Genomic DNA, 26,947 nt, shown 5'->3' with positions numbered 1-26,947 from the left:
GTTCGCCACCAAGCAAGAAACAGCACAATAGGTGCCGGGAAGTCTGTGAGTCTATGCTTCGCCGGAACCTATCGACTATTTATTGATGAAGCCTTTGTAATGGCGTTTGATCAATTGGCTCTCGATCTGCTTCATCGTATCCAATGCTACACCAATTACGATCAGCAGTGAGGTACCACCAATCTTGACCGAACGGGGTAGACCAGACAAGTTACCAAAGAATACCGGAAGGACAGAGATCAGAGCCAGGAAAATCGCCCCTGACATAGTCAGACGAGACATTACCCGGGTCAAATATTTCTCAGTCGCTTTACCTGGACGAATGCCTGGGATATAGCCACCGTTTTTCTTCATATTGTCAGCCATTTGCTGCGGATTCATCTGAACAAACGTATAGAAGAACGTAAATCCGATGATCATGACCACATAGAGGACCATGCCGAGCGGCTTATCATAATAAAGATTTGCAGTAACCCATTTAGCCCATTCATGACTTGCCCAGAAGCTCGATATTACAATTGGAAATTGAAGCAGTGATACGGCGAAGATAACCGGAATTACACCTGCCGCATTGATTTTAAGCGGAATGTGTGTATTCTGTCCACCGTACATTTTGTTACCGACCACTCGTTTAGCGTATTGTACAGGGATTTTCCGGATACCTTGTTGTACAAAGATAACCCCTGCAATAATCGCTATAATCACGATCAGAACAATAACGACTTTAAGAATATTCAGGAATACCTGATCCGGCTGAATAAAGCTTGATTGTGCCGTAGTGGTAATATATCCCGGGATGGCGGCGACGATGCCCGCAAAAATCAGGATCGAAATCCCGTTTCCTATTCCCTTTTCTGTAATCTGCTCACCCAGCCACATCAGGAATGATGTACCAGCCGTCAAGATGATCGCGATAAGCAGGTAATCCGCAAAAGTTGCATTTGGAATCATCTCAGTGCCATATATCCGGTTAAACCCGATTGATGTAGCAAAAGCTTGAATCAAACCGAGTACTACGGTGCCGTAACGGGTAATTTGCGCCAGTTGCTTTTTCCCGTGCTCCCCTTGTTTAGCCCATTCGGCAAACTTAGGAATTACATCCATAGAGAGCAATTGCACAATGATAGATGCAGTAATGTACGGGTAAATACTGATCGCAAAGATAGAGAAGTTTTTGAGCGCTCCGCCCGAGAAGGTGTTTAAAAGACCCATCAAAGCGTCCCCGCTCTGATTTGTTGATTCCAGTACATCTTTGTTCACACCGGGAACCGGTACAAACGAACCGATGCGGTAAATGATCAGAACGAACAGGGTAAACAGGATCTTTTTGCGCAAATCTTCAACATGCCATATATTCTTAAGCGTCTTGAACATTAGATCACCTCGGTTTTACCGCCGGCAGCCTCGATTTTCTCTACCGCAGATTGAGAGAACTTATTTGCTTGTACAGTCAATTTAACGGCTAGTTCGCCATTACCGAGAATCTTAATGCCGCTTTTGGAATTCTTGACAACACCAGTTTCAATAAGCAACTGTGGAGTCACTTCAGTTCCTTCAGCAAAGCTGTTCAGATCTTCCAGGTTCACAATCGCATACTCTTTACGGGTAGGATTAATGAAACCACGTTTAGGCAGACGACGATAGAGTGGGTTTTGTCCACCTTCGAAGCCCGGACGAACACCGCCGCCGGAACGGGAGTTTTGCCCTTTATGACCGCGGCCGGAAGTTTTACCGTTCCCACTACTAGGACCACGACCAACGCGATTGCGTTCTTTGCGTGAACCAGGAGCTGGAGCAAGTTCATGTAACTTCATCGTTTGCACCTCCTTATATTTGTTAATTTATGAGAGGCGTTTAGCCTTCAATTTCAGTAACGGATAACAAGTGGCTCACTTTATTGATCATTCCGCGAATTGCAGGAGTGTCATTGTGGACCACGGACGAGTTGGTCTTACGCAGGCCGAGCGTCTTAACAGTAACACGTTGTGTTTCTGGACGTCCGATTACGCTGCGTACGAGGGTAATTTGCAATTTTGCCATTGACGTTCCCCTCCTTAACCGCGCAATTCTTCGACAGATTTGCCGCGAAGTTTCGCGACCTCTTCAATGCGTTTCAGACGGGAAAGTCCCTCCAAAGTTGCATTGACCATGTTCATGGAATTCGAAGAACCCAAAGATTTTGTCAAGATGTCGCCAACGCCTGCCAATTCCAATACCGCACGAACAGGACCACCGGCAATAACGCCAGTACCTTCTGATGCTGGTTTCAGCAACACGCGTCCTGCGCCGAAATGTCCAGTAACCAGATGGGGAATCGAAGTTCCTACGATTGGAATGTGAATCAGGTTTTTCTTGGCGTCTTCAATGCCTTTACGGATGGCATCCGGAACTTCGCCGGCTTTACCGATACCAGCACCGACGTAGCCGTTGCCGTCGCCCACAACAACAAGTGCGCTAAAGCTGAAACGGCGTCCGCCTTTTACAACTTTTGCAACACGGTTAATGTGTACAACTCTTTCTGTCAGTTCTAAACTGTTCGGATCTACACGCAAGTCGTTAACCTCCTTTTAGAAATATTCTAGAATTCAAGACCGGCTTCGCGAGCTGCGTTAGCCAAAGCCTGAATCCGTCCATGGTACAAGTATCCTCCGCGGTCAAATACAACCACAGCATATCCTTTTTCTTTGGCACGCTCAGCGATCAATTGACCTACTTTGCTTGCAGCTTCAACGCTACCGCCATTTCCGATGTTAGCACTCAGATCTTTATCGAGTGTCGAGGCAGATACGATAGTAACGCCTGACACGTCATCGATCAGTTGAGCGTAGATGTGTTTCGACGAACGGAACACATTCAAACGTGGACGCTCAGCAGTCCCCTGAATTTTCTTACGAACACGCAGGTGTCTTTTGAGACGAGCCTTGTTTTTATCCTCTTTTGTAATCATGACTTCCCTTTCACTCCCTTCAGTTTGCCGTAAACAGCTTCACTTTAAGATGCACGGGGTATCTTACAATTAAGATTAAACCGGTTATTTCTTCTTACCGGCTTTACCTTCCTTGCGGATGATACGCTCGCCTTCATATTTGATACCTTTACCTTTGTACGGTTCAGGTTCACGTACGGAACGGATTTTGGCAGCATAAGCGCCAACGCGTTCTTTATCGATGCCCTTAACGATGATCTTCGTGTTCGCAGGAACTTCGAACTCGATACCCGCTTCCGGTGTGATTTCAACCGGGTGGGAGTAACCAACGTTCAGTACGATTTTATCTCCGGATTTGCTTGCACGATATCCGACCCCAACCAGCTCCAGAGATTTCGAGAAACCTTCAGTCACACCACTAACCATGTTGTTGACAACGGAGCGGGTTGTGCCGTGAAGTGAACGATGCAATTTGTTGTCCGACGGGCGAACAACGGTGATTTCGTTATTTTCAACTGTAACCTTCATGTCTTTATGAAGCTCACGAGTCAAAGTGCCTTTAGGACCTTTTACTGTAATAACGGTGTTGTCCAAAGTGACATCTACACCGCTAGGTACTGCGATTGGTTTGCGACCAATACGAGACATGTGTTGCACCTCCTTATCTTGTGACGTTTATTACCAAATGTAGCAGACAACTTCTCCGCCCGATTTAGATTGACGAGCTTCTTTGTCGGTCATAACTCCCTTAGATGTGGAGATAATCGCGATTCCAAGGCCGCCGAGTACACGAGGCACTTCATTGCTCTTCGTGTAAACGCGAAGGCCTGGTTTACTGATTCTTTTTAGACCGGAGATAACGCGCTCCTGGTTCGGGCCGTATTTCAAGAAGATACGGATAATCCCTTGTTTGCTGTCTTCAACGAATTCAGCGTCACGGATGAAACCTTCACGCTTCAGAATGTCCGCGATTTGTTTTTTCATTGTCGAAGCAGGCATTTCTACTGTCTCGTGACGCACAGTGTTGGCGTTACGAATACGAGTAAGCATATCTGCGATAGGATCAGACATAGTCATGTGTGTAAACCTCCTTCCCGTTTATAAACTTCTTACCAACTTGCTTTTTTCACGCCAGGAATCTGGCCTTTATAAGCTAACTCACGGAAACAAATTCTGCAAATTTTGAACTTTTGCAGTACCGAATGTGGACGACCGCAACGCTCGCAACGAGTGTATGCACGTACTTTGAACTTGGGCTCGCGTTGTTGTTTAACTTTCATTGAAGTTTTTGCCACTTAGCCTGACACCTCCTAAACATTTTCGGAGAAATGGATGAAACGTCCTTATTTTGTGAAAGGCATTCCCAGCTGAGTCAGAAGCTCACGGGATTCCTCATCCGTCTTAGCAGTCGTTACAATAACGATGTCCATACCGCGTGCTTTATCTACTTTATCATATTCGATTTCGGGGAAAATCAATTGGTCCTTAAGACCAAGTGTATAGTTACCGCGACCGTCAAATGATTTAGTCGAAACCCCACGGAAGTCACGTACGCGTGGAAGTGTTACGTTAAGCAATTTGTCCAGGAAGTAATACATGCGATCTCCGCGCAGTGTTACTTTAACCCCGATCGGCATGTTTTCGCGCAGTTTGAAACCGGCGATAGATTTCTTTGCTTTAGTGATTACCGGTTTTTGACCAGCAATCAGTTGCATATCGTTAACTGCAGCATCAAGTACTTTGGAGTTTTGAACAGCGTCACCTACACCCATGTTGATGACGATCTTCTCGATCTTAGGCACTTGCATTACAGTCGTGTAGTTGAACTTCTGCATCAAAGCAGGTGTGATTTCATTCAGAAAACGTTCTTTCATTCTTGCCGCCATGAAGATTTACCTCCTTTCTTTAGGACTGTATTAGTCGATAATCTCTCCGGATCTTTTAGCTACCCGAACCTTCTTACCGTTATCGAGCACTTTATAACCAATACGGGTAACTTTACCGCTCTTCGGATCAATGTGCATTACGTTGGACACATGAATCGAAGCTTCTTGCTCAATGATTCCACCTTGTGGATTCAACTGGTTCGGCTTCTGGTGTTTTTTCACCATGTTCACGCCTTCTACCAGAACGCGGTTTTCACGAGGATAAGCAGCGATGACACGGCCTTTTTTACCTTTGTCTTTCCCGCTAATCACAAGTACCACATCATCTTTTTTCACGTGCAGTTTATTGTTATGGGATTCCAGAACTTTTTTCACTCTAGGCATTTATTACACCTCCTATGACACTTTTTGGGACATTTCCTTTAGATTACTTCCGGTGCCAAGGAAACGATCTTCATGTAGTCTTTATCGCGAAGTTCGCGAGCAACTGGTCCGAAGATACGTGTTCCGCGCGGGCTTCTGTCGTCTTTTACAACAACAGCTGCATTTTCGTCGAATGCGATGTAAGATCCATCTTTACGGCGAACGGAACGTTTGGTACGTACAACTACCGCTTTAACAACATCACCCTTTTTGACAACGCCGCCTGGTGTTGCTTGTTTAACGGAACAAACGATCAAATCACCGATTGCTGCTGTACGGCGTCCAGTACCACCCAGTACGCGGATACACATCAGTTCCTTCGCACCAGAGTTATCAGCCACATGCAAACGTGTAAATGGTTGAATCATTATTAATTCCCTCCTTCCGATCAAGCTTCATAGGTCGTCTTAAATGATAACCGCTGCTTCTACCACTTCAACAAGTCTCCAGCGTTTGTCCTTAGACAACGGACGAGTTTCCATGACTTTCACGATATCACCGATTTTCGCAACATTCTCTTCATCATGTGCCTTGAATTTCTTCGTGGACTTGATGCGTTTGTGATACAGATTGTGCTTCTTATAGGTTTCAACAGCAATTACGATGGTTTTATCCATTTTGTCGCTGACTACTTTACCGATCAGCACTTTACGTGCATTACGTTCTTCGCTCATAGTTAGCCTCCTTCCTGATTACGGATTAAGCATCCGCCGTCACTTAACTGATCCCAAGTACTCTTTGATGGATAACGGTTTTAGCACGAGCTATTTCCTTGCGCACGTCACGAATCCGAGTCGGGTTATCCAGTTGGCCAGTTGCCAATTGAAAACGGAGATTGAAGAGTTCTTCTTTGAAACCAGCGATCTTCTGTTCAATCTCGGCAGTGGTTAAGTTGCGAAGTTCATTAGCTTTCATTTGCTTCACCACCCAATTCTTCACGTTTCACAAACTTAGTCTTTACAGGCAGCTTGTGAGCGGCAAGACGCATCGCTTCACGAGCGATTTCTTCCGACACGCCTCCGAGTTCGAACATAATCTTACCCGGTTTAACTACGGCTACCCATTTTTCAACGTTACCTTTACCACTACCCATACGAACCTCAAGAGGCTTTTGAGTAATAGGCTTATCTGGGAAAATCTTGATCCAAACCTGACCACCACGTTTGATGTAACGTGTCATTGCAATACGGGCAGCTTCGATCTGACGGTTAGTGATCCAAGATGGTTCCAGAGCTTGCAGGCCGAATTCGCCGAAGTTAAGTTCTGTACCGCCTTTTGCCATACCCTTCATGTGACCGCGTTGTTGCTTGCGGTGTTTAACGCGTTTTGGTACCAACATGATTAGTTGCCTCCTTCCTGAGCAGCTTGTTTCTTAGCTGGGGGAAGAACTTCTCCACGGTAGATCCATACTTTCACGCCGATGCGGCCGTAAGTAGTATGTGCTTCAGCCGTTCCGTAATCGATATCGGCACGAAGCGTATGAAGTGGAACTGTTCCTTCGCTATAACCTTCTGAACGGGCAATCTCAGCGCCGCCAAGACGTCCGCCAACTTGAGTTTTAATTCCTTTTGCGCCGGAACGCATAGTTCTTTGAATCGCTTGTTTCAGAGCACGACGGAACGATACACGACGCTCCAATTGTTGTGCAATGCTTTCAGCAACAAGAATAGCATCCAATTCAGGGTGCTTAATTTCGTTGATGTTGATGTGAACCTTTTTGCCGCCAGCAATTGCTGTAACTGCGCTGCGAAGTACTTCTACTTCTGCTCCGCCTTTACCAATTACCATACCTGGCTTAGCAGTGTGAATTGTAACGTTCACTCGGCTTGCCGCTCTTTCGATCTCGATGCGGGAAACAGAGGAATCCTTCAACTTGCCTTTAAGGTATTCCCGGATTTTGACGTCTTCCATTAAAAGAGTACCGAAATCTTTGCCTGCATACCATTTAGATTCCCAATCGCGAATAATACCGATTCGGAGTCCGACTGGATTTACCTTTTGACCCACGTGTTATCCCTCCTTATTTCTCAGATACCACCAAAGTAATGTGGCTGGTACGTTTATTGATCCGGCTTGCGCGGCCCATGGCGCGCGGACGGAAACGTTTCATAGTAGGACCCTGGTTAACGAAAACTTCGCTAACGAACAAACTGTTCACGTCCATTGAGTAGTTGTGCTCAGCATTGGCGATCGCCGAGTTAAGCAATTTCTCAACTACCGGAGAAGCGGATTTTGGAGTGTGGCGAAGAATTGCAATTGCTTCCCCCACTTGCTTGCCGCGAATCAAGTCAACAACCAGTTTCGCTTTGCGAGCGGAAATCCGCACCGATCTAGCATGTGCTTTTGCTTCCATTGTTTTCCCTCCTCTCAAACGAAGACGTTAATTATCTTCTGGTTTTCTTATCGTCACCCGCGTGGCCTTTGTAAGTACGTGTTGGCGCGAACTCGCCCAACTTGTGACCTACCATATCTTCCGTTACGTATACAGGCACGTGTTTGCGGCCGTCATATACACCAAACGTATGTCCGATAAACTGAGGGAAAATGGTTGAGCGACGGGACCAAGTTTTAACTACAACTTTTTTATCAGCCTCGTTCAAATCCTCAACTTTTTTCAGCAGGTAGCCATCAATAAACGGCCCCTTCTTTAAACTGCGACCCATGTGTGAATCCTCCCTTCATCCGGTTCTTCAAACCGCGAATCGACGCTTCGCGTTAAGCTAACTTATCAGAAGCGTCTTATTTTGTGCGGCGGCGAACGATATATTTATCAGATGCCTTGTTTTTCTTACGCGTTTTGTAACCGAGGGTTGGTTTGCCCCAAGGAGACATAGGCGATTTACGTCCGATAGGAGCGCGACCTTCACCACCACCGTGTGGGTGATCGTTCGGGTTCATTACAACACCGCGTACTTCTGGACGTTGGCCAAGCCAGCGACTGCGTCCGGCTTTACCGATTTTGATCAGTTCGTGATCTTCGTTACCTACGGAACCAATCGTTGCGCGGCATACGCTGAGGATTCTGCGTACTTCACCGGAGTTCAAGCGAACGGATACGTATTTTTCTTCCTTACCCAGCAACTGAGCTTCAGTACCAGCAGCACGAACCAATTGTCCGCCTTTGCCAGGTTTCAACTCAATGTTGTGGATAATTGTACCTACCGGAATATTCTCCAGAGGAAGGCTGTTACCAACTTTGATGTCGGCTGCAGGGCCGGACTCAACTTTATCCCCAACTTTCAGACCTTTAGGAGCGATAATGTAACGTTTCTCTCCATCTGCATAGTGGATCAAAGCAATGTTGGAAGTACGGTTCGGGTCATACTCGATCGTAGCAACGCTACCTGGTATGCCGTCTTTAGTCCGTTTGAAATCGATGATACGATATTTACGTTTGTGTCCGCCGCCATGGTGACGAACCGTAATTTTACCTTGGTTGTTACGTCCCGCTTTTTTGCTCAGCGGCGCAAGCAACGATTTCTCTGGCTGGTTTGTTGTGATTTCTTCAAACGTAGACACGGACATGCCGCGTCTTGCCGGAGATGTCGGTTTGTACTTTTTGATTGGCACTATAGTTCCCTCCTTACTTCACAGAGTTTTATTCTACCGCTTCAAAGAATTCGAGCGGTTTGCTGTCCGGGCTAAGTTTAACGATGGCTTTTTTCCACTCTGGAGTGTAACCAGAATATTTGCCGTAACGTTTCAGTTTACCAGGCACGCGCATTGTATTCACACTAACTACTTTCACTTTAAAAATAGCTTCAACAGCTTTTTTGATTTCGGTCTTGTTAGAACGGATATCCACTTCAAAAGCGTATTTCAATTCGCTCATGTATTCGGATGTGCGTTCCGTAATCACCGGACGCTTGATAATATCACGCGGATCTTTCATTACGCGAACACCTCCTCTACCTTCAGAACTGCTTCTTTAGTGATGATCAGTTTGTCGTACGTCAGTACGTCAAGAACATTGATGCCGTCAGCCGCTACGAATTTCACCCCAGGGATGTTACGAGCGGAAAGTGCTACATTGTCATCATAGCTAGGAGCTACGATCAGAGCTTTGCTACCCACTTTAAGGTTGTTCAGAATCGCTGCGAATTCTTTCGTCTTCGGAGCATTCATAGTCAAGCTGTCCAATACGATGATGTCGTTCCCGAGTACTTTCGAGGACAACGCGGATTTGATGGCCAACCGGCGAACCTTCTTAGGCAATTTCCAGGAATAGCTGCGTGGTGTTGGTCCGAAGACTACGCCGCCGCCTTTCCATTGTGGTGAACGAATGGAGCCTTGACGAGCACGACCTGTACCTTTTTGTTTCCAAGGCTTACGTCCGCCGCCACGCACTTCAGAACGTCCTTTTACTTTGTGTGTACCACGACGAAGGGAAGCTCTTTGCATAAGTGCAGCTTCATGCAGCACATGTACGTTCGGTTCGATACCGAAAACTGAATCACTCAGTTCAACTTCGCCAACTTCGTTACCACTAATATTAAAAAGTGTTACTTTTGGCATTTCATGTTCCTCCTTTCTTCAGAAATTATTTCTTAACGGTTTGTTTAACTTTCACGAAGCTGTTTTTAGGGCCCGGAATCGCGCCTTTAACCAGCAATACATTACGTTCTACGTCAACTCGGATGATCTCAAGCTTTTGAACCGTTACAGTCGTGTGACCCATATGTCCTGGCAGGCGTTTACCCTTAGGAACACGGTTAGCTTGAATGGAACCCATGGAGCCTGGTCTTCTGTGGTAACGCGATCCGTGTGCCATTGGTCCGCGGCTTTGTCCCCAGCGTTTGATGTTACCCTGGAAACCTTTACCTTTCGAAGTACCTGTTACGTCAACAAATTCGCCTTCTGCGAAGATGTCAGCCTTAAGCTCTTGTCCAACCTCGAGTGACCCGAGGTCAACACCGCGAATTTCGCGAACGTAGCGCTTAGGTGTTGCGTTTGCCTTTTTGGCGTGACCCTGTTCAGGCTTGTTAGAGCGACTTTCCTTCTTATCGGAAAAGCCCAACTGCACTGCTTCATATCCGTCGATATTCAGGTCTTTCTTTTGCAGTACCACACAAGGTCCAGCTTCGATTACCGAAACGGCAATTACATTACCTTCTGGAGTAAACACTTGAGTCATACCGAGTTTTTTTCCTAAGATACCTTTCAATGTTGACACCTCTTTTCTTTTCTTAATTACTCAATGATAGTATTACAATTTGATTTCGATATCTACACCGGACGGTAGATCCAAGCGCATCAAGGCATCCACAGTTTGTGGTGTTGGGTTCACAATATCGATCAAACGTTTGTGAGTCCGTTGTTCAAACTGTTCACGGGAATCCTTGTACTTGTGTACCGCACGGAGAATAGTAATAATTTGCTTCTCAGTTGGCAACGGAATCGGCCCGGATACACCAGCACCCGAACGTTTTGCTGTTTCAACGATTTTCTCTGCGGATTGATCAAGAATTCTGTGGTCGTATGCTTTCAAGCGGATACGAATTTTTTGCTTTGCCATTTTAGTCCCTCCTTCTATCGCCCAATTTATTATCGGACATACTCCGTGAAAATTTTCTGACGTCGACCTCATGGCAAAGGGGCCGGGTGTGTCAGTAACCTCTCACATCATCGCAACGTCTCAGAACAACATTTATTATTATATATAATAGACGGCAAGATTGCAAGTGATAATCAAAAATAGTTCACGATTTTTTCATCCGCTGTTTCTTTCTATAATATAGGCATTTTGATGTTCCAAATCTATATTTTGGCCTCTTCAACGGTCACAATTTCCTGCATCTAACCTACCTGGATTCTGCTCTCATAAAACAGATTGATCCGATCTAAAGCTATGTAAGTGTACATGTCCTTCATTGTCATTCCCTGAGACTCTAGAGCAGACGGAACAGTACTATGGCAAGGTATTGTCTACTTCATCGCTACACTCCACCAGCAGCCCTACAGCCGCATTTGTATCGATGCTCATAGCTTTGTGCCCAAAGCTAAATTCAGTAATCTAGCAGCTTGGGTACGGTTTGAATAACTTATGGTGTTAATGATCTGGAAAAGACACTATTTCGGTTTCAATCTCTTATATATTGTTCATCAATAAAGAAATGCGACTCAGCTTTATTTATATCCCCCAATCCGTAAAAGTGAATCCATATCAATGATCTCCACTTTTCTGTTACGTAAAGTAATTATGTTAACACTTATTAATTTGCGCAGTTTTCGGCTTAATGTTTCCGCAGATGTTCCAATCATAGCTGCGATTTCTTTTTTTGCAGAGGGTAATTCTATGACTTGCCTCTGAGCTGTGTTGACTTCCCCCGATTTGTTTCCATGTGCAAGTTTCACTAGAAGTCTCGCAAGTCTTTTTTCCACCTCAAACATATGCATGACTCCTGCCGTCTCTTCCGCCTGCTGCAGTTGCTCACTCATTGACATAAGAAAACTGAATGCCAGCGAAGCGTTCTGTTCTAAAAGGGGCAGAAAATCCTTCCGTCGCATCTGACATACACTCCCGCTCTCAACAATCTCCGCCGTGAAATTATTCTGCTTATGATGCAGTAAGGCAAACTGCCCGAAATAATCTCCCGGGAAAAGATATCGCACTACATGCTGTTTTCCTTCTGCATTACATTGAGTTAATTTGATCAGGCCGCTTTTAACCACAAACAATGCATCTGATTCTTCGCCTTCTCTGAATACCTGTTGCCCTTTATTGTAGTAATTGGATTCGATTATGAACTGAATTACAGATAATTCTCCATCTGAAAGAGCCTGAAATACTGGCACTCCCCGGACACAGGAAAGCGATTCAAAAATATCACAGTTCATTGTTTACACATCCTATTCCTTCACTTTTCTCTCAACATATCAAGAATGCTAAGGGAACCGAGTGACTACCCGCACAAATTCCAAAAAACTTGATCCACATCAAGGAATATTCTCTTCACATCCCTCAAAATAAAAGTATAGAGAGAGAACAATAAGAAGGAGATGAAATTAATGAATCTGCGATACACCTTTGATGATATGAAAAAAGTGGATCGATCACAGCTGGGGGATATGGTTCCTCTGGAGCTCTTTCGAACGATTCGTCTTATTGGCTTAAATCAAGGCTTACCGCTTGGCGGTAAAGGAACCACACTAACTATAGGAAGGAAGATTGGTGAGAGCCTGCCTGCTACCTCTGTAGAGGAACTGATTATGCTATTCGAAGATCTCAAGATTGGACTCCCCCGAATAGTTCATTCAGATGAACACAAAATAAACATTGCAGTCGAGGATTGCTTCTGCAAAGGTCTACCCACCCTTGCTGAGGAAAAAATGATTTGCGATTTGGAAGGAGCCATTCTGGAGGGAGCTCTAACTAAAATACTGGGAAGAAAAATTTCAGTAAAAGAGATCAAGTGTAATGCAACTGGCCATGAACATTGTGAATATGAGGTTAAACTGTAATCTAAACAAATCAAACAATTGAAAGCAGGGAATGACATGGAGAAAAAAACTGTAGCAGAAGCAATTCATTATCAGGATGAGCGTTTTACAAAGCGAATTCTTTTTCAAAAAGGGGATAGCTTAGTCTTCGTGCTTAATTTCATGCCAGATCAGCAGTTACCTGTCCACAAGCATCCAGGATCCGAAGTATACATCTTAGCGTTAAAAGGAGAAGGGACTATTCAAGTGAATGATATTGATTATCCTTTCGCTGAAGGAGAAATTCTGCATATTGCCGGTGATGAATCATTTGCTTACAAAAACAGCAGTGATCAGCCCGCAAGCCTGCATGTAGTATTAAGTAAAACTCCTAATTCAATGTACTCTAAGGAGATATAGGAGATAGTTCCAACTCTACTTTCAATCTATTTGGAGGTAGAGTTTTTTTGCGTAAAAAAGCAGGGACTCTTCGTTAGAAGAATCCCTGCTCTTGTAGTTCAGATCTATCCTTACGGATAGAGCCGAATTATTTTTGGATGGAAGCTACGGAACCGGCACCAACTGTACGTCCGCCTTCACGAATGGAGAATTTAGTACCTTCTTCAATAGCGATTGGGGAGATCAGGGAAACAGTTACAGTGATGTTGTCACCAGGCATAACCATTTCAGTACCTTCTGGCAGGTTGATGATGCCAGTTACGTCAGTTGTACGGAAGTAGAATTGTGGACGGTAACCAGTAAAGAATGGTTTGTGACGTCCGCCTTCTTCTTTAGTCAGAACGTAGATCTGAGCAGTGAACTCAGTGTGTGGGTTAACGGAGTTCGGCTTAGCCAATACTTGGCCACGCTCGATCATGTTACGGTCTACACCACGCAGCAATGCGCCGATGTTGTCGCCCGCTTGAGCGGAATCGAGCAATTTACGGAACATTTCAACGCCTGTAACAACGGATTTTTTCTTTTCTTCGTGAATACCAACGATTTCGATTTCTTCTCCGACTTTAACTGTTCCACGTTCTACGCGACCAGTTGCCACAGTACCGCGGCCAGTGATGGAGAATACATCTTCGACAGGCATCAAGAAAGGCTTGTCAGTTTGACGTTCTGGAAGCGGGATGTACGTGTCGATCGTTTCGAACATTTCAACGATCTTCTGTGCATATTCGCCTTCAGGGTTCTGAAGAGCTTCACGAGCAGATCCACGGATGATTGGAGTATCATCGCCTGGGAAGTCGTATTCGCTCAGCAAGTCGCGAACTTCCATTTCAACCAGTTCAAGCAACTCTTCGTCTTCAACCATGTCGCATTTGTTCAGGAACACGACGATGTAAGGAACACCTACTTGACGGGACAACAGGATGTGTTCACGAGTCTGTGGCATAGGGCCGTCAGCTGCGGATACAACCAGGATTGCTCCGTCCATTTGCGCTGCGCCAGTGATCATGTTTTTAACATAGTCGGCGTGTCCAGGGCAGTCTACGTGAGCGTAGTGACGGTTAGGAGTTTCATATTCAACGTGAGCTGTGGAAATAGTGATACCACGTTCGCGTTCTTCAGGAGCTTTGTCGATTTGGTCGAATGCTACAGCAGCGCCACCGTATTTTTTGGACAATACAGTAGTGATTGCAGCAGTCAGAGTCGTTTTACCATGGTCGACGTGACCAATGGTACCGATGTTAACGTGTGGTTTGTTACGTTCAAACTTTGCCTTTGCCATTTGAACAGTTCCTCCTTAATGTGGGGTTCCTTATATTTGAGCCGCCCGCCTACATGTAATTCTAGATGACTGAGTATTGATATCCGGACGGCAAGTTAAAATGGAGACTATTCTCCGCCTTTGTTCTTGGATACGATTTCTTCTGCAATGGATTTAGGAACTTCTTCATAGTGAGAAAGCTCCATTGAGAATACACCGCGTCCTTGAGTACCAGAACGGAGAGTTGTGGAGTATCCGAACATTTCGGAAAGAGGCACCTTTGCACGGATAATCTGCGCTCCACCACGGGAATCCATACCTTCGATTCTACCGCGACGGGAGTTCAGCATACCCATAACATCGCCCATGTATTCCTCAGGGACGGTTACTTCCACTTTCATGATTGGCTCGAGCAGTACAGGTTTGCACTTTTCTTTAGCCGCTTTGAGTGCCATCGAGCCGGCAATTTTGAACGCCATTTCGTTGGAGTCAACATCATGATAAGAACCATCTACGATGGTTGCCTTAACGTCTACAAGCGGGAAGCCTGCAAGAACGCCGTTTTTCATTTGCTCTTCAATACCGGCAAGTGCAGGAGCGATGTATTCTCTAGGTACAGAACCACCGACAACTTTACTTTCGAATTTGCTGCCTGTACCTGGCTCGAGGGGTTCAAACTCAACCCATACGTGACCGTACTGACCGCGACCGCCGGACTGGCGAACGAATTTACCTTCAACGCGTGCTGGTGCTTTGAATGTTTCGCGGTAAGCAACCTGTGGTTTACCCACGTTGGTTTCTACCTTGAATTCGCGGCGCATACGGTCGATGATAATATCCAGGTGAAGCTCACCCATACCTGCCAGGATAGTTTGGCCAGTTTCTTCATCAGTGTGAGCACGAAGAGTTGGATCCTCTTCAGTCAACTTTCCGAGAGCAACGCCCAATTTATCTTGGTCAGCTTTGGTTTTTGGTTCAACTGCGATTTCGATAACCGGATCAGGGAAGTTCATGGACTCCAGGATTACCGGGTGTTTCTCGTCGCAAAGTGTATCGCCTGTACTTGTGTCCTTCAGACCAACTGCTGCCGCGATATCACCGGAATATACAATGGAGATTTCTTGGCGGCTGTTCGCATGCATTTGCAGGATACGGCCGATACGCTCACGTTTGTTCTTAGTAGCATTAACTACATAAGAACCGGATTCCAGTACACCGGAGTATACCCGGAAGAACGTAAGTTTACCTACATAAGGGTCTGTCATGATTTTAAATGCCAGTGCTGCGAATGGTTCTTCGTCCGAAGAGTGACGAACCGCTTCTGTACCGTCATCCAGATGACCTTGAATAGCAGGTACATCCAGTGGGGATGGCAAGTAATCAACAACAGCATCCATCATGAGCTGAACACCTTTGTTACGGTAGGAGGATCCGACAATTACAGGGAAGATCTTAACGTCACATACGCCTTTGCGCAGTGCAGCTTTGATTTCGTCAACTGTGATTTCTTCGCCTTCCAGGTACTTCATAGTCAGATCTTCGTCAAGTTCTGCTACCTTCTCGATTAACTCAAGACGCAGAGTCTCAACTTGTTCCAAATAATCAGCAGGAATTTCTGTGATTTCGATATTTTGACCAAGGTCATCTTTGAAGATATGAGCTTTTTGCTCAACCAGGTCAATAATACCAACGAAGTCGTTTTCGGCACCAATTGGCAGTTGAATTGCAACTGCGTTGGCTTGCAAGCGATCACGCATGCTTTCTACGACGTTAAGGAAGTCCGCGCCAATGATATCCATTTTGTTAACATATGCGATACGGGGAACACCATAACGGTCAGCCTGTCTCCATACAGTTTCAGACTGAGGTTCAACGCCCTCTTTCGCACTGAAAACGCCTACTGCCCCATCCAATACACGAAGGGAACGTTCAACTTCAACAGTGAAGTCAACGTGTCCCGGAGTATCAATGATATTGATGCGGTGACCTTTCCATGCAGCAGTTGTAGCGGCGGAAGTAATAGTGATTCCGCGCTCCTGTTCCTGTTCCATCCAGTCCATTGTTGCAGCACCTTCGTGAACTTCACCGATTTTGTGCGTACGGCCTGTATAGAATAGAATCCGCTCAGTGGTAGTAGTCTTACCAGCATCAATATGTGCCATGATCCCGATATTACGTGTATTTTTCAAGGAGAACTCTCTTGCCATGAAATGGGTCTCCCTTCAAAATATAAGTTATTTGAACGGCTTTAGATCCTACCAGCGGTAGTGAGCAAACGCTTTGTTCGCTTCAGCCATTTTGTGCGTATCTTCGCGTTTCTTAACAGAAGCGCCTGTGTTGTTGGAAGCATCGATAATCTCAGCCGCCAAACGCTCTTCCATAGTCTTCTCACCGCGGTTGCGTGAGTAGTTCACGAGCCAACGTAATCCCAGAGCAGTACGTCTCTCAGGTTTAACCTCGATAGGCACTTGGTAGTTAGCACCGCCGACACGACGAGCTTTTACTTCCAATACCGGCATGATATTCTTGATGGCTGCTTCGAAAACTTCCATCGGTTCTTTGCCCGTACGTTCTTGGATCAATTTAAACGAATTGTACAGAATGCTTTGAGCGACACCTCTTTTACCACCCAGCATAATACGGTTGATCAAACGAGTAACCAACTTGCTATTATACAATGGATCTGGCAATACATCTCTCTTAGTAACTGGACCTTTGCGTGGCATGGATATCCCCCTTTCTTAAATGTTTATTATTCAGGTATTGCAATCTTATTTCTTAGCCTTAGGACGTTTCGCACCATATTTGGAACGAGCTTGCATCCGGTTAGCTACGCCTGCAGTATCTAGAGCGCCACGTACGATGTGGTAACGAACTCCTGCAAGGTCCTTAACTTTACCTCCGCGCAGCAATACTACACTGTGCTCTTGAAGGTTATGTCCGATCCCCGGAATGTAAGCAGTCACCTCAAGACGGTTCGTCAAACGAACACGGGCATACTTACGAAGTGCGGAGTTTGGTTTACGTGGTGTCATTGTGCCTACACGAGTGCATACACCGCGTTTTTGCGGAGCGCTCAAGTTTGTAGCCTCACGCTTCAGGGCGTTAAACCCTTTTTGCAGAGCGGGAGATTTGGACTTTTCGATTTTGGCTTGACGGCCTTTACGAACCAGTTGATTAATAGTTGGCATGTTGTGCCACCCCCTTCCTGAAATGATAATCCATTTACGAACATTAAGTCCACAGACCCAGGCGGTTCATAAAAAGACAAATGAAAAGTCTTTGCTGCCGGAGTGTACCCCGGTACAAAAACAATTTCCTTGCTATTGTTTTAAGACGGCTGCCATAGCAGCACCAACTTCTATACCGCAAGCTTTGCCCAAGTTCAGCATGGTATCAACATAAGTGATCTTCACGCCTTGTTTGTTGCAAAGCATAACAATTCTGGAAGTAAGCCGTTGATCTCCGTCCTCCGCCACATAGACTTCTGCGGCTTGGCCCAACTCTACCGCCTTGACGGTTTGTTTGGTACCGATCTTGACCTGAGCATCCTGCAATCCCATATCATCAGTCATAATATATGATTACCTCCAATGAACAAGAATAACAAGGCCACTCACGCACCTTAGACATATTAGCATTATCATCTGATGATGTCAAGAAATTCGGCAATAAATTTATAAATACTCACAGTGGAGTGACCGCGTCACGATCTATAACGACCATGACGCGTAAAACTGCCACTATGATTATTCAACTATTCAGCAGGAACCGTCTCTAGAGCTTCCAGCTTGCTTTCTTCATTCGGATCGCTAAGCGTGACATTGCGGTAACGGTTCATACCCGTACCGGCAGGAATCAGCTTACCAATCAGAACGTTTTCTTTCAGGCCGAGAAGTTTATCCACTTTACCTTTGATCGCTGCATCTGTCAGGACACGAGTGGTTTCCTGGAAGGATGCCGCAGATAAGAAGGAGTCTGTTTCAAGCGAAGCTTTGGTAATACCTAGCAGTACCGGTTTGGCAACTGCCGGCTCCTTACCAGACAGAATTGCTTCCTTGTTGGCTGCTTCATACTCATGAATATCAGAGAAAGCACCCGGCAACAGATTCGTATCACCAGCTTCGATGATGCGGATCTTGCGCAGCATTTGCTTAATCATAACTTCAATGTGCTTATCATTGATTTCAACGCCCTGGTTACGATATACACGCTGTACTTCTTGCAGAATGTAGTTTTGTACCCCGCGGATCCCTTTGATGCGCAGCATTTCTTTCGGGTCGATCGAACCGTCTGTCAGTTCATCCCCAGCTTCGATCTCCTGGCCTTCACTAACACGTAGACGCGAGCCATAGGTAATAGAGTAGGTTTTGGACTCAGCTTCCCCTTGTACCTCGATTTCACGACGGTCCTTGGTTTCACGGATTTCCTTGATTACACCATCAATCTCACTAATTGTCGCCTGACCCTTAGGGTTACGGGCTTCAAACAGCTCTTGAATACGAGGCAAACCTTGCGTGATGTCATCACCGGCAACACCACCGGTATGGAACGTACGCATGGTAAGCTGGGTTCCTGGCTCACCGATGGATTGAGCGGCGATAATACCTACAGCTTCACCGATATCCACATGTTTGCCTGTTGCCAGATTACGTCCGTAGCATTTCTTGCAGACCCCGTGACGGGCACGGCAGCTCAATACAGAGCGAATTTGCAGCTTGGTTACCCCTGCGTTCACAATTTCCTCAGCCTTGTCGGAGTCAATCAGATCGTTACGGTTAACGATGACTTCCTTCGTCTCTGGATGACGAACAGTTTCAAAGGAGTAACGGCCTTCAATACGGTCATACAAATCCTCGATAACTTCCTTGCCATCCTGTATCCGGCTGACAGTGAAGCCTTTATCCGTACCACAGTCTTCTTCACGGACAATAACGTCCTGTGCAACGTCAACGAGACGACGGGTTAGATAACCAGAGTCCGCTGTACGCAGCGCTGTATCGGCCAGACCTTTACGAGCTCCGTGAGTGGAAATAAAGTACTCGAGGACGGTTAGGCCTTCACGGAAGTTCGCCTTGATTGGCAATTCAAAAATCCGTCCTGAAGGTGTAGCCATCAGACCACGCATACCACCCAGCTGTGTAATCTGCGATTTGTTACCACGCGCCTTGGAGTCAACCATGAGCATGATAGAATTGAACCGGTCCATCGATTTGAGCAGGATGTTCGTAAGATCATCCTTCGTCTTCGACCAGATTTCAATGACGCGGTCATACCGCTCATCATTGGTAATCAGACCACGACGGTATTGGTTGGCAACCACATCAACCTTAGCTTCCGATTCTTTAAGAATGGTTACTTTCTCTTCAGGTACAATAACATCCGATACGGCTACAGTAACACCGGAACGAGTGGAGTACGTGAAGCCGAGTTGCTTGATTTTATCCAAAATCATAGATGTCTTGGTTGTATGGTAAATCTCAAAGCAACGGGCAATAATCAAACCTAAATATTCTTTACCTACTGCACTTGCATCCGGCAGGCTCATGATCAATTCGCGAATATCCGCGCCTTTTTCATAAATGAAATATTTCTCAGGTGTGCCTTGCAGCAGGTTGGTTTTTGTTGCTTCGTTGATGTAAGGGAAACTGCTTGGATAGATTTCGTTGAAGATAATCTTACCGACAGTTGTAATTAGCATTGCATTCTGCTGAGCTTCCGTAAAGCATGTTTTGCCGAGAGCTTTGGCAGGAATAGCTACGCGAGCATGTAAGCCTGCAGTTCCGCGTTGGTAAGCCGATACAGCTTCGTTCACGGTACGCAGAATCATGCCACTTCCCTTTTCTTCCTTGTTGTCCATGGTCAAATAGAATGTACCAAGGACCATATCCTGAGAAGGTGTAACTACCGGTTTGCCATCTTTAGGGTTCAGAATGTTACCGGAAGCCAGCATCAGGATACGTGCTTCAGCCTGAGCTTCAGCGGACAGAGGAACGTGAACTGCCATCTGGTCACCGTCAAAGTCGGCATTGTAAGCCGTACATACGAGTGGGTGCAGACGGATAGCATGACCCTCAACCAGAATGGGTTCAAATGCTTGAATCCCGAGTCTGTGAAGCGTAGGTGCGCGGTTCAGCAGAACCGGATGCTCCTTAATGACATCTTCAAGCACATCCCACACTTCTGGGCTGACACGTTCAACTTTTCGTTTTGCACTCTTGATGTTATGGGCAAGGCCCTTGTTAACAAGTTCTTTCATCACGAACGGCTTGAACAATTCGAGCGCCATTTTCTTAGGCAGACCGCATTGATACATTTTCAGGTACGGGCCTACTACGATAACGGAACGTCCGGAATAGTCAACACGTTTACCGAGCAAGTTCTGGCGGAAACGTCCCTGTTTACCTTTCAGCATATGGCTGAGGGATTTGAGCGGACGGTTACCAGGACCTGTTACAGGACGACCACGACGGCCGTTATCAATCAAAGCATCTACGGCCTCTTGAAGCATGCGTTTCTCGTTCTGCACGATAATGTCTGGCGCACCGAGGTCTAACAGTCTTTTCAGACGGTTATTACGGTTAATTACACGACGATATAGATCATTAAGGTCAGACGTAGCAAAACGGCCACCATCGAGTTGAACCATTGGACGAAGCTCAGGAGGAATAACCGGAAGTACATCCATGATCATCCAGTCAGGCTTGTTGCCGGAGTTGCGGAAAGCCTCGATCACTTCCAGGCGTTTGATCGCCCGGTTGCGGCGTTGACCTTGAGCTGTGCGCAGCTCTTCTTTGAGGAATTCCAGTTCTTTATCGATATCGATATCCTGAAGGAGCTTTTTAACCGCTTCAGCACCCATTCCGGCTTGGAATCCGTAACCGTATTTTTCACGATAGCTGCGGTATTCCTTCTCGGACAGAAGTTGTTTCTTCTCCAACGGTGTTTCACCTGGATCCGTTACAACATAAGATGCAAAGTAGATGATCTCTTCAAGCGATCTTGGGGACATATCAAGGGCCAGACCCATACGGCTTGGAATCCCTTTGAAATACCAGATATGAGAAACCGGAGCAGCCAATTCGATGTGACCCATACGTTCACGACGAACCTTGGCACGTGTAACTTCAACGCCGCAACGATCGCACACAACGCCTTTATAACGTACACGTTTGTATTTACCACAATGGCATTCCCAGTCCTTTTGCGGTCCGAAAATGCGCTCGCAGAACAAGCCCTCTTTTTCCGGTTTCAACGTACGATAGTTAATGGTTTCCGGTTTTTTTACTTCTCCGCGGGACCAAGAGCGAATTTTTTCCGGAGAAGCAAGCCCGATTTTCATAAATTCAAAACTGTTGATGTCCAACAAGGAGCAACCCTCCTTAATCTATATCTTGATTTATTACCGCATAGGCCCTCTCTTGACGGTTAGGTCAACAGAGGGCACGGTTCATTTCAATGAAATTCAGCTTTACTAGAACTACTCTATCCCGACTTCCGCGCCTTCCAAATTCAGGCTCAGCTTGTCGCCTGACGTCTCGTCCTCATCGTCCAGTTCCTTCATCTCAATCTCCTGCTCATCGCCACTGAGGATCTTAACATCCATACCCAGCGACTGCAGTTCCTTGATCAATACTTTGAACGCTTCGGGTACACCAGGTTCCGGCAAGTTCTCACCCTTGACAATGGCTTCGTACGTTTTCACACGTCCAACCACGTCATCGGATTTTACTGTCAAGATTTCTTGCAGTGTATAAGCAGCGCCATAGGCTTCAAGCGCCCAAACTTCCATTTCCCCGAAACGCTGTCCACCAAACTGGGCTTTACCGCCAAGTGGCTGCTGGGTAACGAGTGAGTAAGGACCTGTGGAGCGGGCATGAATCTTATCATCAACCATGTGCGCCAGTTTGATCATGTGCATGACACCGACAGTTACTTCACGTTCGAAGCGTTCACCTGTACGGCCATCGTATAGCACAGTTTTACCATTGCGTTGCATGCCGGCTTCTTCCATCGTATCGAAGACGTCATACTCGCGCGCACCGTCAAATACCGGAGTGGCAACGTGAATCCCCAGACGAAGTGCAGCCATACCAATATGAACTTCCAGCACCTGTCCGATATTCATACGGGAAGGAACGCCCAGCGGGTTCAGTACTACCTGTACTGGCGTACCATCTGGCAGGAAAGGCATATCTTCTTCAGGAAGTATACGGGCAACGACACCCTTGTTACCGTGACGTCCGGCCATTTTGTCACCCTCAGAGATCTTACGTTTCTGAGCGATGTAGACACGAACCAATTGATTCACACCTGGTGGTAGTTCATCACCATTCTCACGGGTGAATACTTTAACGTCAACGATAATACCATCACTACCATGAGGAACGCGCAGGGAAGTATCACGCACTTCACGTGCCTTCTCACCAAAGATTGCATGGAGCAGGCGCTCTTCAGCAGTCAGTTCAGTTACACCCTTAGGGGTTACTTTACCGACAAGGATGTCACCAGCATTGATTTCCGCACCAATACGGATAATACCGCGTTCGTCGAGATTGCGAAGCGCTTCTTCACCGACATTTGGAATATCACGGGTAATCTCTTCTGGTCCCAGCTTGGTATCACGAGCCTCAGATTCGTATTCTTCAATATGAATCGAAGTGTATACATCTTCTTTGACCAGCTTTTCACTCAGCAGGATCGCATCCTCGTAGTTGTAACCTTCCCAAGTCATGAACGCAACAACTACGTTGCGGCCCAGGGCCAATTCACCCATTTCCGTGGAAGGTCCGTCTGCAAGAATGTCACCCTTCTTCACAACGTCGCCTCTTTTAGCCAGTGGACGCTGATTTATACAGGTACCTTGGTTCGAACGCATAAATTTGTGTAATTTATATTTAACGATATCACCTTTAACCTCTTTGCCTTCAATCATCTCAACCCGGCGCAGCCAGATTTCGTTGGCAGAAGAACGTTCAATAATACCGTCATATTTGGAGACAATACATACGCCAGAGTCCTTAGCGGATTTATGCTCCATTCCTGTACCGACAAGTGGAGCCTTCGGAATCAGAAGTGGAACGGCTTGACGCTGCATGTTAGATCCCATCAGTGCGCGGTTGGAGTCATCGTTCTCAAGGAACGGAATGAGCGCCGTAGCGACTGATACAACCTGTTTTGGTGATACGTCCATGTAGTCAACGCGGTTACTAGGCATAGTGGTAATGTTGTCTGAATCCTTGTTGTAACGAACGATAACCATGTCTTCCTTAAAGGTTCCATCTTCATCGATCTGCACATTTGCCTGAGCAACTACATAGTTATCTTCTTCATCGGCGGTCAAATAATCGATATGTTCTGTCACCTTGCCGGTCTTCGGATCCACCCAACGGTACGGAGCCTCAATAAAGCCGTACTCATTGATGCGGGCAAAGGTGGACAAGGAGTTGATCAAACCGATATTCGGACCTTCCGGTGTTTCGATTGGACACATACGGCCGTAGTGACTGTGATGTACGTCGCGGACTTCAAAGCCAGCGCGTTCACGGGTCAGACCCCCGGGTCCGAGTGCGGATAGACGACGCTTATGCGTAAGTTCAGCAAGCGGGTTCGTCTGGTCCATAAACTGCGACAGCTGGGAACTACCAAAGAACTCTTTAATAGACGCAATAACCGGGCGAATATTGATCAGAGCCTGCGGAGTAATTGCATTCGCATCTTGAATCGACATTCTCTCACGCACTACGCGTTCCATACGGGACAACCCGATACGGAATTGGTTCTGCAGCAATTCACCCACGGAACGCAGACGACGGTTACCCAAGTGGTCAATGTCATCTGTATTGCCGATACCATGCAGCAAATTAATAAAGTAGCTGATTGAGGAAATAATATCAGCCTGGGTAATATGTTTAACGGATTTATCGATATTGCCGTTGGCAATCAGCTTGATAACCCGGCCTTCCTCGATCGGCGAGAATACATCGATCGTTTGCAACGGGATATCTTCACTGTCCAGTACTCCACCGGTAACTCGGTAGGTTTTGGCAGCGACTTCTTTCTCAAAATAAGGGATCAGCTCATCAAGAAGTCTGCGGTCAACCATTTGTCCGGATTCCGCCAGAATTTCTCCAGTAGCCTCATCAACCAAAGGCTGTGCCAGCCGCTGATTAAACAACCGGTTCTTAATGTGCAGCTTTTTATTGATTTTGTAACGACCGACATTAGCCAAATCATAGCGCTTCGGATCGAAGAAACGTGCGACCAAAAGGCTCTTGGCGTTATCCAGTGTCGGCGGCTCGCCCGGACGCAGACGCTCGTAAATTTCAATAAGCGCCTTCTCAGTGGAGTCCGTATTGTCTTTATCCAGCGTATTGCGAATATATTCATCATTCCCAAGCAGTTCCAGAATCTCGGCATCACTGCCGAAACCGAGAGCACGCAGAAGGACAGTAACTGGAATCTTACGTGTCCGGTCGATACGAACATACATGATGTCCTTAGCGTCCGTTTCCAATTCAAGCCAAGCTCCGCGGTTTGGAATTACTGTGGCGGTGTAGGTTTTTTTGCCGTTCTTATCTACTTTCGTGCTGAAATAGACGCTTGGAGAGCGAACCAACTGGCTGACAATAACCCGTTCCGCACCATTGATAATAAAAGTGCCGGTCTCCGTCATCAGCGGGAAATCTCCCATGAACACTTCCTGCTCTTTGACCTCACCGGTCTCCTTATTGATGAGCCGCACCTTCACACGCAGAGGAGCCGCATATGTCACGTCCCGCTCTTTAGCGTCGTCAACCGTATACTTCGGTTCGCCTAGGCTGTAATCAATGAACTCAAGTACCAAATTGCCTGTGAAATCCTGGATTGGCGAGATGTCCTGGAACATTTCACGCAAACCTTCCTCCAAAAACCAATCATACGATTTCTGTTGGATCTCGATCAGGTTAGGGACCTCGAGTACCTCTTTAATTCTCGCATAGCTCCGCCGAGTGCGTCGACCATACTGAACAAGATGTCCTGCCAACTTTACTCACCCCTCATGTCTACTCACTTAAAAATTGATTGCGAACCCTTGTTTGGACCCGTATAATGGAACCATAACACAAGGACTCAGCCATAAATAAAGAAAAGCCCTTATCGAAATCTTCGAAAAAAGAGCGCATCTTTCCACGGCCAAAATACTCCTTATCCGTAGATTTGCCTAAAACGTAGGTATTATACGTCACCAAGCAACAGTTTATGCGCTATTATCTATTGACCCGGCGACCCTCGCCGTGACAGGAACATAGAGAACTGAATTCGCAAAAACTTGCCGTACGGCATGCGCTTACCGGCGACAATATATTACTTGACATTTCAGCAAACTAAAGACATGGAGCCTATCTTAATACTGACATTTTATAATAATAACACTATCGACAATACATGTCAACATGCTATTTATTTTTATTTTTGTGCTTTAATAATCCGATAGCCTTTGTCTTTCCCTACTTCTTCTACATCCTCAAACATGCTCTCAAGCTTGGCTACTGCCGATGGTGCCCCCTGTTTCTTCTGAATCACAACCCACAGCGCTCCGCCCTTATTCAAATGCTCATAGGCTTGTTCGAAAATTTGATGCACCACCGTCTTACCGGCACGAATCGGAGGATTTGTCACAATCACATCGAATTTCCGTCCCTTCACGGCAGAGAGTACATCACTCTCCAATACGGTTACATTGCTAATCCCATTGTTCCGGGCATTCTCACGAGCTAGTTCTACCGCCCTGCTGTTAATATCAATCATCGTGATATGTCCCTTGGGGGCCAGATAAGCTGCGCTAATCCCGATCGGGCCGTAACCACAACCCACATCAAGTACGGAGGTTCCATCCGGAATATCCATCGTTTCGATTAGTACACGGCTGCCGTAATCGATATCTCCTTTGGAAAAGACACCGGCGTCGCTGGTAAAGCGGAGGCTTTTTCCTCTTAGAACCGTATCGATGGTGCGTCTATCATGACGCGCATCCGGCTGCTGCGAGTAATAATGCTGCGACATATTATATATCCTCCCTTTCGTTCTGCTCTTTCTAGCAAGGCATAGCTTATACAGCAACCCCCTTGAACAAGTTCAAGGGGGTTGCTAGAACTGGGAACAGGCATAACACCTATTCCCGGTGCAAAACCATAAAAGTTATATTACTTCACTTCTACAGCTGCGCCTGCTTCTTCCAATTTTGCTTTGGTAGCTTCGGCTTCTTCTTTGCTTACTTTTTCTTTGATTGCTTTTGGAGCGTTGTCTACGAGGTCTTTAGCTTCTTTCAAGCCCAGGCCTGTGATTTCGCGAACGATCTTGATAACGTTGATCTTGGAAGCGCCAGCGCCTGTCAAGATTACGTCGAATTCGGATTGTTCTTCTTCTACTGCTGCTACTGCACCGCCAGCTGCTACTGGAGCTGCTGCAGTTACGCCGAACTCTTCTTCGATTGCTTTTACCAGGTCGTTCAGTTCCAATACGCTCATGCCTTTAATTTCTTCCAAGATTGTTTCTTTGCTCATGATTGAACCTCCATTTTATATTTAAATTTAT

The 26,947-nt window shown here is 46.2% G+C and carries 34 protein-coding genes; 2 read left to right on the top strand and 32 right to left on the bottom strand.

The features are described from left to right. Positions 1-75: 75 nt before the first annotated feature. The 23 genes from secY to A3848_RS19320 form a co-directional block, all read right to left on the bottom strand. Positions 76-1,374: a preprotein translocase subunit SecY gene (secY, locus tag A3848_RS19430; protein ID WP_074086532.1), complete on the bottom strand. Its 1,299-nt coding sequence runs from the start codon at positions 1,372-1,374 to the stop codon at positions 76-78. After that, positions 1,374-1,814 (bottom strand): 50S ribosomal protein L15, encoded by a 441-nt coding sequence (gene rplO, locus A3848_RS19425; protein WP_020427058.1) that lies wholly within the window; start codon positions 1,812-1,814, stop codon positions 1,374-1,376. Before rplO ends, secY begins: the two co-directional genes overlap by 1 nt. Positions 1,815-1,854: 40 nt before the next feature. Next, entirely contained in the window at positions 1,855-2,040 is a 186-nt protein-coding gene (gene rpmD / locus A3848_RS19420) for a 50S ribosomal protein L30 (RefSeq protein ID WP_019908243.1), read from the bottom strand. Between the two features lie 14 nt (positions 2,041-2,054). Then, positions 2,055-2,552 (bottom strand): 30S ribosomal protein S5, encoded by a 498-nt coding sequence (gene rpsE, locus A3848_RS19415; RefSeq protein WP_036652980.1) that lies wholly within the window; start codon positions 2,550-2,552, stop codon positions 2,055-2,057. Positions 2,553-2,578: 26 nt separating this feature from the next. Next, entirely contained in the window at positions 2,579-2,947 is a 369-nt protein-coding gene (rplR, locus tag A3848_RS19410) for a 50S ribosomal protein L18 (RefSeq protein WP_074086531.1), read from the bottom strand. A gap of 84 nt (positions 2,948-3,031) precedes the next feature. Further along, positions 3,032-3,574 (bottom strand): 50S ribosomal protein L6, encoded by a 543-nt coding sequence (rplF, locus tag A3848_RS19405; RefSeq protein WP_025706584.1) that lies wholly within the window; start codon positions 3,572-3,574, stop codon positions 3,032-3,034. A 30-nt stretch (positions 3,575-3,604) separates the two neighbouring features. Next, a complete protein-coding gene (gene rpsH, locus A3848_RS19400) occupies positions 3,605-4,003 on the bottom strand; it encodes a 30S ribosomal protein S8 (RefSeq protein WP_019908239.1) in 399 nt (132 codons plus the stop codon). 32 nt (positions 4,004-4,035) lie between these two features. Further along, positions 4,036-4,221 (bottom strand): type Z 30S ribosomal protein S14, encoded by a 186-nt coding sequence (locus A3848_RS19395; protein ID WP_036589425.1) that lies wholly within the window; start codon positions 4,219-4,221, stop codon positions 4,036-4,038. Positions 4,222-4,269: 48 nt separating this feature from the next. Next, on the bottom strand, positions 4,270-4,812 hold the full coding sequence (gene rplE / locus A3848_RS19390) for a 50S ribosomal protein L5 (protein ID WP_074086530.1): 543 nt from the start codon (positions 4,810-4,812) through the stop codon (positions 4,270-4,272). A 30-nt stretch (positions 4,813-4,842) separates the two neighbouring features. Then, entirely contained in the window at positions 4,843-5,196 is a 354-nt protein-coding gene (gene rplX, locus A3848_RS19385; RefSeq protein ID WP_019908235.1) for a 50S ribosomal protein L24, read from the bottom strand. Between the two features lie 38 nt (positions 5,197-5,234). Next, the gene (rplN, locus tag A3848_RS19380; RefSeq protein WP_019908234.1) at positions 5,235-5,603 is read right to left on the bottom strand and encodes a 50S ribosomal protein L14; all 369 of its coding nucleotides are present in this window, start codon (positions 5,601-5,603) and stop codon (positions 5,235-5,237) included. A 39-nt stretch (positions 5,604-5,642) separates the two neighbouring features. Then, complete coding sequence (gene rpsQ, locus A3848_RS19375) at positions 5,643-5,909, bottom strand: 30S ribosomal protein S17 (RefSeq protein ID WP_020427063.1); 267 nt, start codon at positions 5,907-5,909, stop codon at positions 5,643-5,645. A gap of 43 nt (positions 5,910-5,952) precedes the next feature. Continuing rightward, positions 5,953-6,150 carry a 50S ribosomal protein L29 gene (rpmC, locus tag A3848_RS19370; protein WP_019908232.1) on the bottom strand — a complete coding sequence of 66 codons (198 nt, stop codon included), beginning with the start codon at positions 6,148-6,150 and terminating at the stop codon, positions 5,953-5,955. After that, positions 6,140-6,574 carry a 50S ribosomal protein L16 gene (rplP, locus tag A3848_RS19365; protein ID WP_020427064.1) on the bottom strand — a complete coding sequence of 145 codons (435 nt, stop codon included), beginning with the start codon at positions 6,572-6,574 and terminating at the stop codon, positions 6,140-6,142. The genes rpmC and rplP overlap by 11 nt, the downstream gene beginning before the upstream one ends. Positions 6,575-6,576: 2 nt before the next feature. Beyond that, the gene (gene rpsC, locus A3848_RS19360; protein ID WP_074086529.1) at positions 6,577-7,242 is read right to left on the bottom strand and encodes a 30S ribosomal protein S3; all 666 of its coding nucleotides are present in this window, start codon (positions 7,240-7,242) and stop codon (positions 6,577-6,579) included. 13 nt (positions 7,243-7,255) lie between these two features. Next, the gene (gene rplV / locus A3848_RS19355) at positions 7,256-7,588 is read right to left on the bottom strand and encodes a 50S ribosomal protein L22 (RefSeq protein WP_019908228.1); all 333 of its coding nucleotides are present in this window, start codon (positions 7,586-7,588) and stop codon (positions 7,256-7,258) included. Between the two features lie 31 nt (positions 7,589-7,619). Further along, positions 7,620-7,898: a 30S ribosomal protein S19 gene (rpsS, locus tag A3848_RS19350; RefSeq protein WP_039298640.1), complete on the bottom strand. Its 279-nt coding sequence runs from the start codon at positions 7,896-7,898 to the stop codon at positions 7,620-7,622. 76 nt (positions 7,899-7,974) lie between these two features. Then, positions 7,975-8,805, bottom strand: coding sequence for a 50S ribosomal protein L2 (gene rplB, locus A3848_RS19345; protein ID WP_074086528.1), 831 nt, complete (start codon positions 8,803-8,805; stop codon positions 7,975-7,977). Between the two features lie 28 nt (positions 8,806-8,833). Next, positions 8,834-9,127 carry a 50S ribosomal protein L23 gene (rplW, locus tag A3848_RS19340; RefSeq protein WP_039298634.1) on the bottom strand — a complete coding sequence of 98 codons (294 nt, stop codon included), beginning with the start codon at positions 9,125-9,127 and terminating at the stop codon, positions 8,834-8,836. Continuing rightward, positions 9,127-9,750 (bottom strand): 50S ribosomal protein L4, encoded by a 624-nt coding sequence (rplD, locus tag A3848_RS19335; RefSeq protein ID WP_074086527.1) that lies wholly within the window; start codon positions 9,748-9,750, stop codon positions 9,127-9,129. The genes rplW and rplD overlap by 1 nt, the downstream gene beginning before the upstream one ends. 25 nt (positions 9,751-9,775) lie before the next feature. Further along, a complete protein-coding gene (gene rplC, locus A3848_RS19330) occupies positions 9,776-10,399 on the bottom strand; it encodes a 50S ribosomal protein L3 (protein WP_036721840.1) in 624 nt (207 codons plus the stop codon). Between the two features lie 42 nt (positions 10,400-10,441). After that, entirely contained in the window at positions 10,442-10,750 is a 309-nt protein-coding gene (gene rpsJ / locus A3848_RS19325; RefSeq protein WP_017692074.1) for a 30S ribosomal protein S10, read from the bottom strand. 611 nt (positions 10,751-11,361) lie between these two features. Next, the gene (locus A3848_RS19320; protein ID WP_074086525.1) at positions 11,362-12,072 is read right to left on the bottom strand and encodes a Crp/Fnr family transcriptional regulator; all 711 of its coding nucleotides are present in this window, start codon (positions 12,070-12,072) and stop codon (positions 11,362-11,364) included. A 171-nt stretch (positions 12,073-12,243) separates the two neighbouring features. Between A3848_RS19320 and A3848_RS19315 the strand changes: the two genes are divergently transcribed. Together A3848_RS19315 and A3848_RS19310 are read left to right on the top strand one after the other, a co-directional pair. After that, entirely contained in the window at positions 12,244-12,696 is a 453-nt protein-coding gene (locus A3848_RS19315) for a V4R domain-containing protein (RefSeq protein ID WP_074086524.1), read from the top strand. Between the two features lie 36 nt (positions 12,697-12,732). Next, positions 12,733-13,074, top strand: a complete 342-nt coding sequence (locus tag A3848_RS19310) for a cupin domain-containing protein (protein ID WP_074086523.1) — start codon at positions 12,733-12,735, stop codon at positions 13,072-13,074. Positions 13,075-13,201: 127 nt separating this feature from the next. On the opposite strand, the gene tuf is transcribed toward A3848_RS19310, so the two are convergent. The 9 genes from tuf to rplL all read right to left on the bottom strand — a co-directional run bounded on the left by tuf (position 13,202) and on the right by rplL (position 26,916). Next, positions 13,202-14,392 carry an elongation factor Tu gene (gene tuf / locus A3848_RS19305; protein WP_039298612.1) on the bottom strand — a complete coding sequence of 397 codons (1,191 nt, stop codon included), beginning with the start codon at positions 14,390-14,392 and terminating at the stop codon, positions 13,202-13,204. 107 nt (positions 14,393-14,499) lie between these two features. Beyond that, entirely contained in the window at positions 14,500-16,578 is a 2,079-nt protein-coding gene (gene fusA, locus A3848_RS19300) for an elongation factor G (RefSeq protein WP_074086522.1), read from the bottom strand. A 48-nt stretch (positions 16,579-16,626) separates the two neighbouring features. Next, complete coding sequence (rpsG, locus tag A3848_RS19295) at positions 16,627-17,097, bottom strand: 30S ribosomal protein S7 (RefSeq protein ID WP_020427074.1); 471 nt, start codon at positions 17,095-17,097, stop codon at positions 16,627-16,629. 45 nt (positions 17,098-17,142) lie between these two features. Further along, positions 17,143-17,562 carry a 30S ribosomal protein S12 gene (gene rpsL, locus A3848_RS19290; protein ID WP_020427075.1) on the bottom strand — a complete coding sequence of 140 codons (420 nt, stop codon included), beginning with the start codon at positions 17,560-17,562 and terminating at the stop codon, positions 17,143-17,145. A gap of 132 nt (positions 17,563-17,694) precedes the next feature. Continuing rightward, on the bottom strand, positions 17,695-17,946 hold the full coding sequence (locus A3848_RS19285; RefSeq protein ID WP_020427076.1) for a ribosomal L7Ae/L30e/S12e/Gadd45 family protein: 252 nt from the start codon (positions 17,944-17,946) through the stop codon (positions 17,695-17,697). Positions 17,947-18,128: 182 nt separating this feature from the next. Then, positions 18,129-21,740: a DNA-directed RNA polymerase subunit beta' gene (rpoC, locus tag A3848_RS19280; RefSeq protein WP_074086521.1), complete on the bottom strand. Its 3,612-nt coding sequence runs from the start codon at positions 21,738-21,740 to the stop codon at positions 18,129-18,131. 111 nt (positions 21,741-21,851) lie between these two features. After that, on the bottom strand, positions 21,852-25,397 hold the full coding sequence (gene rpoB / locus A3848_RS19275; protein WP_074086520.1) for a DNA-directed RNA polymerase subunit beta: 3,546 nt from the start codon (positions 25,395-25,397) through the stop codon (positions 21,852-21,854). A gap of 422 nt (positions 25,398-25,819) precedes the next feature. Then, complete coding sequence (locus A3848_RS19270; RefSeq protein ID WP_074086519.1) at positions 25,820-26,416, bottom strand: class I SAM-dependent methyltransferase; 597 nt, start codon at positions 26,414-26,416, stop codon at positions 25,820-25,822. Between the two features lie 140 nt (positions 26,417-26,556). After that, positions 26,557-26,916, bottom strand: coding sequence for a 50S ribosomal protein L7/L12 (gene rplL / locus A3848_RS19265; protein ID WP_074086518.1), 360 nt, complete (start codon positions 26,914-26,916; stop codon positions 26,557-26,559). Positions 26,917-26,947 lie beyond the last annotated feature (31 nt).

Origin of the sequence: Paenibacillus sp. P32E, from assembly GCF_001909085.1 — a bacterium.
Taxonomy (GTDB): domain Bacteria; phylum Bacillota; class Bacilli; order Paenibacillales; family Paenibacillaceae; genus Paenibacillus_AQ; species Paenibacillus_AQ helianthi.
This window is presented reverse-complemented; position numbering and strand designations above follow the sequence as displayed.

Excerpts from the sequence above, each read along its gene's own strand:
- secY (WP_074086532.1), bottom strand. The coding sequence starts at position 1,374 with ATGTTCAAGACGCTTAAGAATATATGGCATGTTGAAGATTTGCGCAAA.
- rplO (WP_020427058.1), bottom strand. The coding sequence starts at position 1,814 with ATGAAGTTACATGAACTTGCTCCAGCTCCTGGTTCACGCAAAGAACGC.
- rpmD (WP_019908243.1), bottom strand. The coding sequence starts at position 2,040 with ATGGCAAAATTGCAAATTACCCTCGTACGCAGCGTAATCGGACGTCCA.
- rplR (WP_074086531.1), bottom strand. The coding sequence starts at position 2,947 with ATGATTACAAAAGAGGATAAAAACAAGGCTCGTCTCAAAAGACACCTG.
- rplF (WP_025706584.1), bottom strand. The coding sequence starts at position 3,574 with ATGTCTCGTATTGGTCGCAAACCAATCGCAGTACCTAGCGGTGTAGAT.
- rpsH (WP_019908239.1), bottom strand. The coding sequence starts at position 4,003 with ATGACTATGTCTGATCCTATCGCAGATATGCTTACTCGTATTCGTAAC.
- rplE (WP_074086530.1), bottom strand. The coding sequence starts at position 4,812 with ATGGCGGCAAGAATGAAAGAACGTTTTCTGAATGAAATCACACCTGCT.
- rplX (WP_019908235.1), bottom strand. The coding sequence starts at position 5,196 with ATGCCTAGAGTGAAAAAAGTTCTGGAATCCCATAACAATAAACTGCAC.
- rplN (WP_019908234.1), bottom strand. The coding sequence starts at position 5,603 with ATGATTCAACCATTTACACGTTTGCATGTGGCTGATAACTCTGGTGCG.
- rpsQ (WP_020427063.1), bottom strand. The coding sequence starts at position 5,909 with ATGAGCGAAGAACGTAATGCACGTAAAGTGCTGATCGGTAAAGTAGTC.
- rpmC (WP_019908232.1), bottom strand. The coding sequence starts at position 6,150 with ATGAAAGCTAATGAACTTCGCAACTTAACCACTGCCGAGATTGAACAG.
- rplP (WP_020427064.1), bottom strand. The coding sequence starts at position 6,574 with ATGTTGGTACCAAAACGCGTTAAACACCGCAAGCAACAACGCGGTCAC.
- rplV (WP_019908228.1), bottom strand. The coding sequence starts at position 7,588 with ATGGAAGCAAAAGCACATGCTAGATCGGTGCGGATTTCCGCTCGCAAA.
- rpsS (WP_039298640.1), bottom strand. The coding sequence starts at position 7,898 with ATGGGTCGCAGTTTAAAGAAGGGGCCGTTTATTGATGGCTACCTGCTG.
- rplW (WP_039298634.1), bottom strand. The coding sequence starts at position 9,127 with ATGAAAGATCCGCGTGATATTATCAAGCGTCCGGTGATTACGGAACGC.
- rplD (WP_074086527.1), bottom strand. The coding sequence starts at position 9,750 with ATGCCAAAAGTAACACTTTTTAATATTAGTGGTAACGAAGTTGGCGAA.
- rpsJ (WP_017692074.1), bottom strand. The coding sequence starts at position 10,750 with ATGGCAAAGCAAAAAATTCGTATCCGCTTGAAAGCATACGACCACAGA.
- A3848_RS19320 (WP_074086525.1), bottom strand. The coding sequence starts at position 12,072 with ATGAACTGTGATATTTTTGAATCGCTTTCCTGTGTCCGGGGAGTGCCA.
- A3848_RS19315 (WP_074086524.1), top strand. The coding sequence starts at position 12,244 with ATGAATCTGCGATACACCTTTGATGATATGAAAAAAGTGGATCGATCA.
- A3848_RS19310 (WP_074086523.1), top strand. The coding sequence starts at position 12,733 with ATGGAGAAAAAAACTGTAGCAGAAGCAATTCATTATCAGGATGAGCGT.
- tuf (WP_039298612.1), bottom strand. The coding sequence starts at position 14,392 with ATGGCAAAGGCAAAGTTTGAACGTAACAAACCACACGTTAACATCGGT.
- fusA (WP_074086522.1), bottom strand. The coding sequence starts at position 16,578 with ATGGCAAGAGAGTTCTCCTTGAAAAATACACGTAATATCGGGATCATG.
- rpsG (WP_020427074.1), bottom strand. The coding sequence starts at position 17,097 with ATGCCACGCAAAGGTCCAGTTACTAAGAGAGATGTATTGCCAGATCCA.
- rpsL (WP_020427075.1), bottom strand. The coding sequence starts at position 17,562 with ATGCCAACTATTAATCAACTGGTTCGTAAAGGCCGTCAAGCCAAAATC.
- A3848_RS19285 (WP_020427076.1), bottom strand. The coding sequence starts at position 17,946 with ATGACTGATGATATGGGATTGCAGGATGCTCAGGTCAAGATCGGTACC.
- A3848_RS19270 (WP_074086519.1), bottom strand. The coding sequence starts at position 26,416 with ATGTCGCAGCATTATTACTCGCAGCAGCCGGATGCGCGTCATGATAGA.
- rplL (WP_074086518.1), bottom strand. The coding sequence starts at position 26,916 with ATGAGCAAAGAAACAATCTTGGAAGAAATTAAAGGCATGAGCGTATTG.